The sequence below is a fragment of the Bacillus sp. FSL K6-0073 genome (genome assembly GCF_038006085.1).
Classification (GTDB): Bacteria; Bacillota; Bacilli; order Bacillales; family Bacillaceae_G; genus Bacillus_A; species Bacillus_A cereus.
Window position 1 is genome coordinate 3,606,309 of sequence record NZ_JBBOUN010000001.1, and the last position, 14,018, is coordinate 3,620,326.

Consider the following 14,018-nt stretch of genomic DNA (forward strand, 5'->3'; position numbering starts at 1 on the left):
GCCTTCCGCCCAAACTATTTCGTACAAATATTTGGGCGGAAAGGTTCACTTCATGAAGTTTATTCGTCTTTTAACCCTTTACCCATACCTTTTAAGAAATGAAGCCCAAACCCGATAGCACGGTTAATATCTGGGTCTTTCAATACTTTCATAAGATCGAATACCCCTACTTTTTTATTACTTTCTAGATGTTCATTACCTTCTTCTAGTCCGACTAATAAACTACCTATAAGCTTTTTCGTAAGTTCTGGGTCAAGTTCAGTTAACGCACCTGCAGCACCCATCATATTATTAATTAAATTTGTAACAGGCTCACGAGTTACTTGACCTAGAACAATTTTCGCAATTGGTTCTTTCGCTTTTAGCATTGAATTTGCAGCTTCTAGCATTCCAATGTCATTTAATTCCCCTACTATATTAAACATCTGATTTAGAGCTTCTTCATTATTAGTTAGAAGCTCTTTTAAATCATCTAACTTTTGCTGTTTTATTTCTTCCTCAGTTAATTCTTGTTTTTGAATCATTTTTATAGGTGTAGCCATAGTTTTCTCCTCCTACTTATCCGTTAAATGCACATACCCTGGACGTGCCCACTTACGATGTACCTCAATTCCAGCTTGAGGGTGACGTTTTTTATTACGTGGGTTCGCTTTTGGCATCGGATTTTCGCCCTCAACTTCTAATACTTCCATACGTACTTTCGTTTGTTTATACGCAGGTGTATTCGTACGTACATCCACAGCAGGACCTGTTAAGAAATTAATTGCCGTTTCGTTATCTGTAGAGTTCATCGGTAAATATAACTCATTCGCTTTTACACGATCTGTAACGAGTGCACGTAATTTTAATGCTCCAAAAGGAGAGACAAGACGAACTAACGAACCTGTTTTTACGCCACGTTCTTTTGCAAGGTCTGGAGAGATTTCAACGAAAACACCAGGTACTTTCGTTTGAATACCTGTTGATTTATTTGTCATATTCCCTTCATGGAAATGCTCAAGCATACGACCGTTGTTTATGTGAAGGTCAAACTCAGCTGGAAATTCAGCTGGACGTACCCAGTCAGCAATCGCAAAACGAGCTTTTTTATCTGGGAAGTTAAATCCGTCTTGGAACAGAAGTGGTGTATTCGTTCCATCAAAACTTCCCCAATGGAAACTGTTCCATCCTTCAAGCACTTCATAGTTCGCTTGCGAGAACAATGGTGATAAACTTGCCATCTCAGCAAAGATTTCACTTGGGTGGCTATAATTCCAGTTTGCACCTAGTTTATTCGCAACTTCCTGGACGATCCACCAGTCTGGTTTCGCATCTCCTAGCGTAGGAAGAACTTGATATAATCTTTGGACACGGCGCTCTGTATTTGTGAAAGTACCTTCTTTCTCAAGAGATGGCGCTGCTGGTAATACAACATCTGCATATTGAGCAGTTTTAGAAAGGAAAACATCTTGCACAACGAAGAAATCAAGGCTCGATAACACTTCATGTACATGATTTGCATTAGAATCTACAAGAGCCATATCTTCTCCGACAAGATACATTGCTTTCATTTTTCCTTCGTCAATTGCGTGAAGCATTTCAATATTATTAAGACCTGGTTCACTATCAATTTTCACTCCGTAAGCAGTTTCAAATTTCGCACGTTCCATTTCGTTAGTAACGTGCTGATATCCTGGAAGCCATCCTGGTAAAGTCCCCATATCACAAGCACCTTGTACGTTATTGTGACCTCGAAGTGGGTATGCACCTGCTCCTGGACGACGATAGTTCCCTGTTGCAAGAAGTAAGTTTGAAATTGCAGCGGAAGTATCAGAACCACCTGTATTTTGCGTTACCCCCATACCCCAAAGGATACATGTACCATCTGCATCACGAATCATTTCAGCCATTTGAATAAGTGTTTCTTTTGAAATACCTGTTACTTCTTCTGCATATTCAAGTGTATATTCTTCTAGGCTTTCTTTGAAATCTTCAAAGAAGTTTACATTCTCATTAATAAATTCCTGATCATGCCAACCTTGATCGATCATATATTTCGTAACAGCCATTAACCAAACTTGATCTGTTCCTTGTTTTGGACTAATAAAGACATCTGATCGCTCTGCCATTTCGGTTTTACGAAGATCAGCTACAATTAACTTTTGTCCGTGTAATTTATGTGCACGTTTAATACGTGTAGCTAGAACAGGATGCCCTTCTGTCGGATTACATCCTACAATAATAACAAGACCAGATTGCGCAATATCTTTAATCGTTCCGGCATCACCGCCCATACCAATTGTACGGAACAAACCATCCGTTGCTGGTGATTGGCAATAACGTGAGCAGTTATCAATATTATTCGTTCCAAATACTTGTCGAGCTAATTTTTGAATTACATAATTGTCTTCATTTGTAATTTTAGAGGAAGAAATAAATCCGATAGAACCTTTACCGTACTCTTCTTTAATAGCACCTAATTTATTTGCAACTACATTCAGTGCTTCTTCCCATGTAGATTCAACAAACGTTCCATTTTTACGAATTAAAGGTTTTGTTATTCGTTCTTTAGAATTTACGAAATCCCAACCAAATTTCCCTTTTACACAAGTGGAAATTGCGTTAACTGGTGCATCTGAAGATGGCTGTACTTTAAGGATTTTACGCCCCTTCGTCCACACTTCAAACGAACAACCTACACCACAAAATGTACATACTGTTTTCGTTTTCTTCGTACGAGTATCACGCATGGCCGCTTCCACTTCTGATACCGCAAAAATACCGCTATATCCAGGCTCAACTTCTTTAATTAAATCTACCATCGGTTCAAGAATATCTGGTTTCAATCCCGTCATAAATCCAGCTTCACCGAGCATCGTTTTCTCCATTAAAGCGTTACAAGGACAAATCGTTACACATTGACCACAGCTAACGCATGAAGAATCATTAATATTTACTCCTTCATCCCAAATAACTCGTGGGCGTTCCGCTTCCCAGTCTATCGATAACGTTTCATTTACTTGTAAGTTTTGACACACCTCAACGCATTGACCGCATGCAATACATTGATTAGGATCATAGCGATAAAACGGATGCGTCATATCAACTTCACTTACATCTACTTTCGGTTCATACGGATATTTTTGATGTTCAATTTCCATTAATTCTGCTGTATTATGCAGTTTACAGTTCCCATTGTTGTTGTCACATACTGTACAGTATAATAAATGATTTTCTAGTAACCGATCCATCGCCTCTGTTTGTGCTTCTTTTGCGCGAACAGAAGCACGTTCAATGCTCATACCTTCCGTTGCTATCGTCGAACAAGAACGCATTAACTTTCCGTCAACTTCTACAATACAAGTGTCACATGTTTGAATAGGATCTACCTCTGGCACATAACAAATTTGCGGATGTTCAATCCCGTTCTCATTAATAACACCTAATATCGTTGAACCGGGCTCCGCTGTATACTTTTTTCCGTCAATTGTAATATGAACCATGTTGTTATTCATGGTCTTTCCCCCTTTTTGAGAATAAAAAAACTCCACCACGAAAATATACGCACCACATTTCGGCACGTTATTATCATGGTGGAGTAGTTTATTAGCACATCTTGCTAAAATACCAATCCATTTATTCATAAATAAAACGATAGAGTCATAACAGGTCATATCACGATTCCATCTTTAACACTATAATTATAGCGTTAAAGTTAAAAATATACAATATAAAATTTAAACTACGCATATGTCAGCTTGTAACTATCCATAATAACCCATATAAAACATAACAAGGAGTAAGCGAACAAATGGGGTCTTTTAATAAATGGATTCGTGGTGAAAAATCTTTTTCTACCCAAGAGCAAGCTGATTACGCATTAAATAAATCTATCTCTTCTTCCCTTTCCCTTAATTTAAAGCACTTGTTCAAACTGTTTAGCGGTATTCCAGAATTAATAACACGCACTTTTCCATTAAAAAACGGACAGGAAGCTGCACTTATATATATGGAAGGACTTGTAGACAAAACTGTTATTAACGTAAACATTCTTCGTCCTCTCTTATTTAAAGAGTGGAATGAAGACGATTTTTGGGAAGCTTCTGTTTCTATCGGAAATATAAAAAAAGTTCAACAGTGGACAGACATTGAACAATCTCTTTTACACGGCAAAAGTATTTTATTTATAAACGCGCAACTATCCGCTTTAGAGCTTGATACGCAAGCGGCACCAAAAAGGAGTATTGAAGAACCTACAACAGAGAGCTCCATAAAAAGCTCACACGAAGGATTTAATGAAGTAGCGAGCGACAGCCTTGCACTTATTCGTCGATATATTCCAAATCGCGAATTGAAAGTGAAGGAATTCACTGTTGGTGAACGAGCTACTTCAAAGGTTTTTTTGCTTTATCTAGCAGATGTTGCGAACGAAAATGTCGTAAAAGAAATGGCATCCCGTATCGAGTCAGTAAAAGTTGATGCGATTCTTACTACTGGTGAATTAGAGGGGTTTGTTGAAGATAATTCCTTTACTCTCTTTCCGCAATTATCAATAACTGAACGTCCTGACACAACAGCACATCATATTCTAGATGGGCGAATTGCCGTTATTGTAGATCGCTCACCAGGCGTATTAATAGGACCTATGACCTTTTCATCCTTTTTCCAGACGATAGATGATTACAGCTTCAGACCTATGATTCCATCTTTTATACGACTCCTTCGTTTCACTGGGCTATTTATTGCAATATTTGCTCCTGCTCTTTATATTGCTATGATTTCCTTCCATTATGAAGTGATTCCGCTCAAATTGTTGTTAACGATTGGAGAATCTCGAGCCAAAATTCCTTTCCCCCCCATATTAGAAGCTTTATTAATGGAATTAGTTCTCGAAATGCTCCGAGAAGCAGCGATTCGGCTCCCTGGACCTGTTGGACAAACAATCGGCGTCGTAGGAGGAATTGTAATTGGACAAGCTGCGGTTCAAGCTGGGATTGTTAGTAACGTTATGGTTATCGTCGTATCAATTACTGCGGTTGCCTCTTTCATTATTCCCAACTTAGAAATGTCAGCAGGAATTCGGCTTCTTCGATTCCCAATGATGATAGCCGCCTCTTTATTTGGCGTCATTGGAATTATGGTTGGAATGGCAATTATTATCATCCATATTCTTTCTATGGAATCACTTGGTGTGCCATATGGTAGTCCTTTTTCTCCGTCATATGCTTCGGATTTAAAAGATACCCTTGTACGTTTCCCATGGAAAATTATGAAGAAACGGCCACTATCTCTACAATTAAAACAAGATAACCGGCAAAGAGATGTTGAGGAAAAGGAGGAGAATAAGTGACAAAACGTGCAAAGAGGGAGATCACTTTATTTCAATACATTTTAACTATTAGTGGTGTTCAAGTCGGGTTCGGCGTACTTACACTTCCGCGTGAAGTTGCACAAGGAGCGAATACAGATGGCTGGATGTCTATTATTATCGGATGTGTCATTACCACTTTAGTCAGTCTATGTATTGTAAAAATCATGGAAAAACATCCAGGATATACTTTACTTGATGTGCTGATACGTTATCTTGGAAAATGGCTAGGAAGAGTAGTAATGATTTTTTGGATTTTATATGCTGTACTCGCAGCTGTTTCCTTAATTTTTTCCCTCTTATACGTTATTCATATTTGGATTTTACCTAGATCTCCTATGTCTTTAATTATGATTTTGTTATCCATTCCAATGCTTATGCTTGCATGTAAAGGGGCACTTATTATTAGTCGCTTTGCTGTTTTTACTGTCATCTTTACACTTTGGATGCCATTATTATTATTTATTCCTCTTAAAGATGGGCATTTTATATATCTTCTTCCTCTCATCAAGGAAGGATGGCTACCAATTCTAAACACCGTGAAATCAACTATCATTGCGTTTCTCGGATTCGAGTTTGCATTTGTCCTTTATCCTTATTTAACTAACAAAGCATCTGCAAAAAAAGGAATTATTATTGCGAATTTGATTACGTTATTTATTTATCTTCAAATCACGTTCGTTTCTTTTATTTATTTTAGTCCAGATGGTATAACAAAGTTTTTATGGCCGACTCTTTCTCTTGTTACACCGTTTCACTTCTCATTTCTTGAGCGATTTGAAATTATCTTTTTATCATTTTATCTCTTTATTATTTTTGATTCCTGTATTCCTTATATTTTCACTGCTTCAGATGGAATTAATCAATTACTTAACAAAAAAGGGAGTTCATTACCTATTTATTTTTTATTATTCGGGTGTATTTTCATCTTATTCTTTTATATCCCTTCTTCTTATCAGATAAGTGCGTTGCGGGAATTTTGGGGAACTGCTAGTTATTTTATCGTTTTTCTATTCCCGGTTGTATTTCTCTTATACATGACACTTTATCAGCATTGGAAAAGGAGAAAAGTTTAAATGAGACGCTTTATTCGTTTTATTATATTTTGTTTTCTCATAATTTTTTTAGCAGGTTGTGAAGATCGGCTTGATTTAGAAAAACAATCCATCTCATTAATTTACGGTTTTGACGCAAAAGCAAAAGGAAAATTAATTGTGTATCACGTAAATCCTATTTTTAATGAAGATGTAGAGAAAAAGTACGAAATTCATGAAGCGAAAGTACATACACCCCGAGAAGCAAAAGATACGTTTAACAGTTCAAGCAGCGGTTTAGTGTCCACAGAAAAGTTACAGCTCATATTGTTTAGCACGAATTTTTTAAAACAAGAAGGAGCTATGCCTTATCTGGATGTTTGGTATCGCGATCCTAAAAATACAGGAAATATGCGCATGGTTGCAGTAGATGGCCCCGTTTCTTCTGTTATATATAATAATTTCAAAGATAAGCCTGCTCTTCCTGAATATTTAACAGATTTAATTAATACGAACAAACTATACAATCGGACCGTGTTTACGACATTCCATGAATTTCATAGACAAACTTTTAATAAAGGGGTAACTCCTCATGCCCATCAACCTAAGAAAACAGATCAACCCCAAAACAAAAAATCCTTCACATAATATGTGATAGAAAAGGATAGATAAAGGCATTTTAGCCTTATCTATCCTTTTCTGTACTACTAATGATTACGTTTACTACTCAAAAACTTCTATTCCTATTTTTATACATCATAACAATTTTAATTAGGTTGTGGTGTACTTCAAAGGTGGTAAACTATCATACCTTAATAGTTTCGAATGTCTTCTAATAAAAGGAATAATCCACATTAATCCAATTGTTATTAGCACAATAGACATTAAAAGAATGATAGTTAATTCAGGTTGTGCTGAAGGTGTGCTTGTAGTTGTAGACTGTAAAGCAGAAAAGATATCTCTTGAAGCTACAATTATATTATTAACCATGTGAGCTATTATAGAAGGTAATAAACTTTTAGTTTTCAAGTACATTAAACAAGAAATAATCCCAAATATTGTGGTTCCAAAAACATTGCTTAGATGTAAAACACCGAAGCAGATGGAAGAGAATATAACTGCTTTTTTTATTCCGAATTTATACGTAAAACGACTAAGAATAAAGCCTCTGAACAAAATTTCTTCACAAACAGGAGCAATGAAAGAAAGAGTTATAGCTTTCATTAAAATAAACCACATACTTTGTGTTTTAACTACTTCGTTTGTATCCTCTAGCGAAGTGCCCTTTGGTATTAATGAAAATAGTATTACGATTAGCAATAACATACCTAATCCGAAAAGCATAGTCATAATTGCTGATGCAAAAATTTTTCTAAAAGAAAAAGAAGATGGTTTTGACAAGTAAGTTTTAAACGAGATATTATATCTTTTAAATTTAAAACCAATCCAAAACATAGGGATAGCATAAATTGAAATAATAAGAGCAATATTTAACTTTACATCTTTAGGAATTTCTTTGAATAATAAAGGCAAAATAAATATCATTATTACAAAAGAGATAATAGCCCACATTAAAATGAACCTTGTTTTCATATGATCAAAAATTTTATCCATTAATAGCCTCCTGTAGTTTTATGTTAGTATTCTAAATTTAATTATATCATTTTAAAGGGATATTTTGGTATTTCGTTTGATATAGGTTGTCAGCTATTTTGGGTCACATTACATCAATATCAGGCTAAGGTTTTACACTACCCATAAAGCAAAAAAGAAGTTATCCTTTCTATAGAATCATAGGAAAGGGTGGCGTTTTTTATGAATCTTTCGATTCAAAGTGAACTACAATTATTTGCTGAAGAATTATATGAACATCTTACTCCTTCATTTTTAGAAAATCTTGCTAGAGAACTAGGTTTTGTACAACGAAAACGTAAGTTTTCAGGGCATGATTTAGCTACTATCTGTGTTTGGATTAGTCAACGGGTAGCGAGTGATTCTTTAGTACGACTATGTAGTCAACTTCATGCTGTTACAGGAACAATCATGAGTCCAGAAGGACTTAATAAACGTTTCAATAAAAAAGCTGTTTGCTTTTTAAAACACATTTTCTCTACATTACTAAAAAGTAAAATTTGTGAAACATCAGCGATTCCAAGCTCTTCAATCGCTTATTTTCAACGAATTCGTATTTTAGATGCAACGATTTTCCAGGTACCAAAGCATTTAGCTAGTGTGTATCCTGGATCAGGTGGTTGTGCTCAAACAGCGGGTATAAAAATCCAGTTAGAATATGATTTACATAATGGCCAGTTTTTAAATTTCCAAGTGGAACCAGGGAAAAATAATGATAAAACCTTTGGAACAGAATGTTTAGCAACATTACGTCCTGGTGATCTATGTATTCGGGATTTAGGCTATTATTCACTGGATGATTTAGATCAAATGGACCAACGTGGCGTGTATTATATATCACGGCTCAAATTAAACAATAGGGTGTATATAAAAAATGAATTTCCTGAATACTTTCGAAATGGGACAGTAAAAAAACAGTCTCAGTATATCAAAGTTGATTTAGAACACATTATGAATACCTTAAAACCAGGGCAGGTCTATGAAATAAAAGATGCTTATATTGGAAAGGATAAAAAACTATTCACTAGGGTGATTATGTATCGATTAACAGGAAAACAACTTCGTGAACGTATGAAAAAACAAGTGTATACGGAAAGTAAAAAGGGCATTACATATTCGGAAAAAAGCAAACGATTAGTTGGCATGAACCTGTATGTTACCAATACACCTTGGGAGATTGTCCCGATGGAACAAATTCATGATTTTTACTCTCTCCGCTGGCAAGTTGAAATCATCTTTAAAACTTGGAAATCATTATTTCAAATTCATCATTGGCAAAATATTAAACAAGAGCGATTAGAATGCCATGTTTATGGAAAACTCATTTCCATTTTTTTATGCTCTTCTATTATGTTTAAGATGCGACAATTGATTTTACAAAAGAAACAAAAGGAGTTAAGCGAATATAAAGCAATTGGAATGATTCAAGATCATTTGTCCATTTTATATCAATCTATAGAGCAAAACACCCAAGAAATAACAAAAATTCTAATCCGCCTGTTCTACTTACTCCAAAAGAATGGTCGGAAATCTCATCGATACGATAAGAAAACAGTCTTTGATATTTTGGGTGTTGTCTATGAGTATAATGGATTGAGAAAACAAAAGAAAACTGCATAATCTTAAAAAAGTGATACCTATCTAGGTTTATTTGGTGTGCTTCTTTTTAAGAGCACCAAATATTTTAGAGGTGTTTCGTTTATATGAACGAAAGTTCATTTTGTTTTCATTCTTAAGTTGATGGGCATGGGGTAACTCCTGCTATTTCAGAAATAAAAAAAGGGAAGAAAGATGTTATTGTTACTGGTTCGGCACTATTAACCTCTCGTGGAGCTTATAAGATGTCTTTAACTCGCTATGAAAGTGCCCTTCTTCTTATGGTGCAAAAGAAAGCTAATATACCCGTTTCACTTACAATGAAAATCCCCTCTAATTTAGTTGAAAGTAATAGCCATCTAAAAGATACAAAGGGCAACGATTTTATAACAATAAACGTTCTTAGTATGAATCATGATATCGGTACAGACTATAGCGATAACCGATTCAAATTTAATATTAAAATGGATTTAAAAATTGCCGTATCTGAACTTACATTCAACATGGATATAGATAGTGATAGAAAAAAATTAACTTCTCTTATTACAAAACAACTAAACAAAGATTTAAACGAATTAATCCACAAAATTCAGAAACAGCAACTCGATCCATTCGGATTTGGTGATTATGCGAGAGCATTTCGCTATAAAGAATGGAAACAAGTTGAAGATGATTGGCCAAGTGCCTTTTCAAAAGCTAATGTGAAAGTGGCACCAACTATTAAAATTTTAGAAAATGGGATTATTAAATAGAAAAAACACGCTACTTGCTCTCATACGTCTAAAGAGCAAGTAGCGTATTATCATTTTTATTTTGAAGCTTCCTATACAGTTATACTTCTGTTTCTGGTTCTTCGTTTTCCGCTTGTTCCAATCCTTGCTGCTCTGCAAGTTCAGCTGAAATCATTCCATAATAAATTTCTGGATACAATCCAAATATTTGATATACACTTCCTAAAAACGGCATCAGAATCCCTCTTTTCTAAAGTTGTATTGCCACTTTTAAGGATTCCCTTTTCATTCATTATACATTCGTTTTTGGCGTTTCTTCTTCATCTTGAACACTTAATAAATTTTGCCATTTTTTATACGGAGCGCTATTTGGATCTACATATCCTTTTGCATGCGAGCGATCCCACAATTGTTTAATAAACATTTCTTTCTCTTTCTTTGCCACCATATCGGCACCTGTACCGTAATAGTTCTGGAAATACAACTCGATTTCATCGAGGAATAGTCTTAATAATTCATCTGATGTTTCTTCTAATGTCGGATCATACTTCGCTTCACGGTCATACATTAAAATCATATCTAAAAGATTGTGGACATGTTCTTTTCTAAGCCATCTTACATCTTGGGCTCCTAATACGAACGGATGTGTATATAAATGTCCACCTTGTATCATCGCCTTTTCTTGCTCTTCTTCAAATCGTGACAAGATGTTTTCATAAATAAACGGATTATGAAGCAATGCTCTGTGTAATTTATAACTTTCGCTTGAAATATTTTTCCCCATCGACTGAATTAAAAAGCTACGTCCTACACCGTTATATTGATACACAAATTGTCCATCAACAGCAACTAAACTAATCCAGCGATACATATATGCGTATAGTAATGCACGATTACATTTATCATAATCTAATTTTGTTTGAGTCGCGTTTAAATCTGGCATAAAGGCTGGTAAGTGCCAATACTTATCTAAATGCGGCGTTAAACTAGATTTTTTACTATTTAATTTATTTACACGGCGATAATACGATTGGAAATAGTCACCTTTATCATTCATAAATCCGTTTGAAATATGTCCTGATGATAATTTAGGAAAATCTTGCAGCGATAAGCCGTAATGCGCTCGATAACAGATTACTTCAAATGGCGAAAAGGCTTCATGTACTGTATCTTTTTCTTTAAACATTTCTTGAATTAATTCCTCTTGCAGCTCTTTCTTTAAAGAAGGATGTATACCCCAATATTGTAATTCCCTATGATGAGCAACTTTCGGAACGAATGGACTCGCTAAATGGAACAGGTCTTCAATTTTTTCACGAACGTATTCATCGCAATCACGTTTCTTATAATCTGCTTCTTTTCGCAACGCTTCAATGATATTCAGTTCTAATTTATCACGATAGCGTACTTGCAGTTCGTCATAACAATAGCTCAGTATATGTTCTCGATAGAAATCCTCTACCTTTTTCGACTGAATCTCTTCTGTTTTCGCATCACGACAATATTCCCCGTACAAACTCATATAAATTTCCGCTGATATATCTTTCGGTAGTACACCTAAATTTAAATGTTGCTGCATATCTTGCCATATCTTTTCTTGCAGCTGTTCCTCAGCTAATACATATACATTCGTCGGGTTTGTTTTCCCTTCAAATTCCTTACTGCGCTTTTGGATCTCAAACAGTAAATTTTCACGTGTTTCATGTAAATTATCAAAAAATCTTTCCCAATATTGAATCATTTTATTAACTGCTTGATATAGCGATTGATATACAAGTTCTAATAGCATTTCTTTTCGATATTCATTTAATTTGTGTACATATTGCGTTACGATGTCTTCAAATTCTCTTTTGAATAAACGTTGCTGATTATTAATCATTTTTCCGAACCAGCCTTGTTGTTGAGCAATTTCTACTCGGCGTACAGCCGTTATCGTTCCATCGATATTACCCACATTAAATTTTTTATCGTAGTTTTGAATTACATTACGCTTTTGTTCATTATTTTCATGTAGTCGATTCATTTTTTCCACTAACTGCTTTCGAATTTCATATAACATAAAACGTGCTGCTACTGGGTGAACTGGATCTGTTTTCTTTAAAAACCATGTATTTAATTGATAGGACTGCCCTTCAGAACCACTTGGTGAAAAGCGGTCTGATTCAATCATGTCATATAAAAGTGTCGTTACATGTTCATGTACACGGCTCGGAATTGCATACGCATATAAACGAACCGCATGATCCACTCTTGCCACTTCACCTTTCATTTGTTCCATCATTTTCAGTTTCGCAGCTGAAATTTTACACTCATGTTGCAGACGATTTAATTCCTCATCTTTTTGCACCGTTCGTTGTACATAACTTTCTACAGCTTCTAAAAACAGTTTTGATTTCGCAACTCCGATCTTACCACCCTCTGCTCCTTCACGTGTTTCATTGTACATTTGTCTATAGAAAATATGAGCTTGCTCTGGACGGGTAGCAAGATGCTCCAAGTCCTCTAAATAACTTTTACCTCTCTCCGGCTTTTCACGTTGCATCCCACGTTTTACATCTTGATCGTATCTTTGCTTCTTCTCTTGAAACAGTTGATCTAAATGAAGCCACGATTCATCTAAACCTTGCACCGCCCATTTTAAAGCACAATATTTTAACACATGTTCATATGGATAAATGAGTTTTGCCGTTCCTGCCCCGCAATATCGCCCTTTTCCGCTTGATTCTGCTAATTGCTGAATTTGATTGTCTTCCTGTGCAAAATGACTTGTGGACATCGGGCTAAATAACTGTAAATAAATTGTATTTGCCATCTGTTCCATATAATCTGATAAATTGTGTAAATGGTGTCCATGTAGGTTTTCATAATCGTATAAGAAACAATAATTGTACGGTAAATGATGTTGTTTAATTGTATGATTCGTTCTTCCGTCTTCATCTACTTGATCAGGGCGATACTCTAATTCAATTGTTACACCGCCGCGTTTTGATAATTCTCCAGTAGAACCGAGCGTAATAGCATGTAATTCTTTTAACGATGCATAGCCGTTCGCTTGCACCGTTTCAAACTCTTTCGCACTAACTGTTCTCGTCTTTACTAAAACATCCGGCATTAAAAACGCACCGCGTATTAAAATGTTATGATGCTGCAATTTTTTCCGAAGCATTTCACGTAAATATAATGCAATTTGCAGAAACATCCCCGAACCTGTTCCGCCTGCTAGTGATGTTACTATAATGACACGCACACCATATTCTGTTTGATCACTTGTAACCGGAAAAATTTTCTCAATTTCTTGCCAAAAGGACGTTAATTTATCTTCTTTCATCGCAGCACGTAACGCTAAACGTGAAATGACGCGTAACTGTCCTGCTCCTTCTGTTAATGGTTTATCAAGTATAGTCGGATCCATCGGAAACCACTCTGGGATTGTTGGATCTCCTGCAATATACTCCCTGGGCGTTTTACTAGAACTCGTTTGTGTCTTAAACTTTCGAATATGATCAAATTTACTCAATGTATTCACATCTGTATCAAATACGTGCATTGCTACCTTTTTCCGGCGCTCTTCAGGTAATTTTTCATATATTTGATGCGTCACAGTACTACCGATTCCACCTAAACCAATTAATATTGTTGGAACTTGTAATGTCATGTGAACCACCTTCCTATTCTTGC

The 14,018-nt window shown here is 35.5% G+C and carries 8 protein-coding genes and 2 pseudogenes; 5 read left to right on the forward strand and 5 right to left on the reverse strand.

The window, feature by feature from the left end; genetic code table 11:
• Positions 1–59: 59 nt before the first annotated feature.
• Together MHB52_RS18600 and fdhF are read right to left on the reverse strand one after the other, a co-directional pair.
• The gene (locus tag MHB52_RS18600; RefSeq protein WP_061663849.1) at positions 60–542 is read right to left on the reverse strand and encodes a DUF1641 domain-containing protein; all 483 of its coding nucleotides are present in this window, start codon (positions 540–542) and stop codon (positions 60–62) included.
• A 12-nt stretch (positions 543–554) separates the two neighbouring features.
• Positions 555–3,494 (reverse strand): formate dehydrogenase subunit alpha, encoded by a 2,940-nt coding sequence (gene fdhF / locus MHB52_RS18605; protein ID WP_033694191.1) that lies wholly within the window; start codon positions 3,492–3,494, stop codon positions 555–557.
• Between the two features lie 296 nt (positions 3,495–3,790).
• Between fdhF and MHB52_RS18610 the strand changes: the two genes are divergently transcribed.
• The 3 genes and pseudogenes from MHB52_RS18610 to MHB52_RS18620 all read left to right on the forward strand — a co-directional run.
• Positions 3,791–5,329, forward strand: coding sequence for a spore germination protein (locus tag MHB52_RS18610; RefSeq protein ID WP_061663850.1), 1,539 nt, complete (start codon positions 3,791–3,793; stop codon positions 5,327–5,329).
• Positions 5,326–6,423, forward strand: a complete 1,098-nt coding sequence (locus MHB52_RS18615; protein WP_016118450.1) for an endospore germination permease — start codon at positions 5,326–5,328, stop codon at positions 6,421–6,423. Before MHB52_RS18610 ends, MHB52_RS18615 begins: the two co-directional genes overlap by 4 nt.
• Positions 6,424–6,993 (forward strand): annotated as a pseudogene (locus tag MHB52_RS18620) (Ger(x)C family spore germination protein); the annotation flags it as partial.
• A 159-nt stretch (positions 6,994–7,152) separates the two neighbouring features.
• On the opposite strand, the gene MHB52_RS18625 reads toward MHB52_RS18620, so the two are convergent.
• Entirely contained in the window at positions 7,153–7,995 is an 843-nt protein-coding gene (locus tag MHB52_RS18625; protein WP_061663572.1) for a type II CAAX endopeptidase family protein, read from the reverse strand.
• Positions 7,996–8,196: 201 nt separating this feature from the next.
• Here MHB52_RS18625 and MHB52_RS18630 point away from each other — a divergent pair, with 201 nt between their 5' ends.
• Positions 8,197–9,633 (forward strand): IS4 family transposase, encoded by a 1,437-nt coding sequence (locus MHB52_RS18630; RefSeq protein WP_061663573.1) that lies wholly within the window; start codon positions 8,197–8,199, stop codon positions 9,631–9,633.
• 128 nt (positions 9,634–9,761) lie between these two features.
• Positions 9,762–10,361: pseudogene (locus MHB52_RS18635) on the forward strand (Ger(x)C family spore germination C-terminal domain-containing protein); the annotation flags it as partial.
• A gap of 79 nt (positions 10,362–10,440) precedes the next feature.
• On the opposite strand, the gene MHB52_RS18640 reads toward MHB52_RS18635, so the two are convergent.
• Both MHB52_RS18640 and MHB52_RS18645 read right to left on the reverse strand, forming a co-directional pair.
• Complete coding sequence (locus MHB52_RS18640; RefSeq protein ID WP_001116174.1) at positions 10,441–10,575, reverse strand: hypothetical protein; 135 nt, start codon at positions 10,573–10,575, stop codon at positions 10,441–10,443.
• A gap of 57 nt (positions 10,576–10,632) precedes the next feature.
• Entirely contained in the window at positions 10,633–13,995 is a 3,363-nt protein-coding gene (locus tag MHB52_RS18645) for a tubulin-like doman-containing protein (protein ID WP_061664840.1), read from the reverse strand.
• Positions 13,996–14,018: the final 23 nt, after the last annotated feature.

Coding starts and splice junctions, on each gene's coding strand:
- MHB52_RS18625 (WP_061663572.1), bottom strand. CDS start 7,995: ATGGATAAAATTTTTGATCATATGAAAACAAGGTTCATTTTAATGTGG.
- MHB52_RS18600 (WP_061663849.1), bottom strand. CDS start 542: ATGGCTACACCTATAAAAATGATTCAAAAACAAGAATTAACTGAGGAA.
- MHB52_RS18630 (WP_061663573.1), top strand. CDS start 8,197: ATGAATCTTTCGATTCAAAGTGAACTACAATTATTTGCTGAAGAATTA.
- MHB52_RS18610 (WP_061663850.1), top strand. CDS start 3,791: ATGGGGTCTTTTAATAAATGGATTCGTGGTGAAAAATCTTTTTCTACC.
- MHB52_RS18640 (WP_001116174.1), bottom strand. CDS start 10,575: ATGCCGTTTTTAGGAAGTGTATATCAAATATTTGGATTGTATCCAGAA.
- fdhF (WP_033694191.1), bottom strand. CDS start 3,494: ATGAATAACAACATGGTTCATATTACAATTGACGGAAAAAAGTATACA.
- MHB52_RS18645 (WP_061664840.1), bottom strand. CDS start 13,995: ATGACATTACAAGTTCCAACAATATTAATTGGTTTAGGTGGAATCGGT.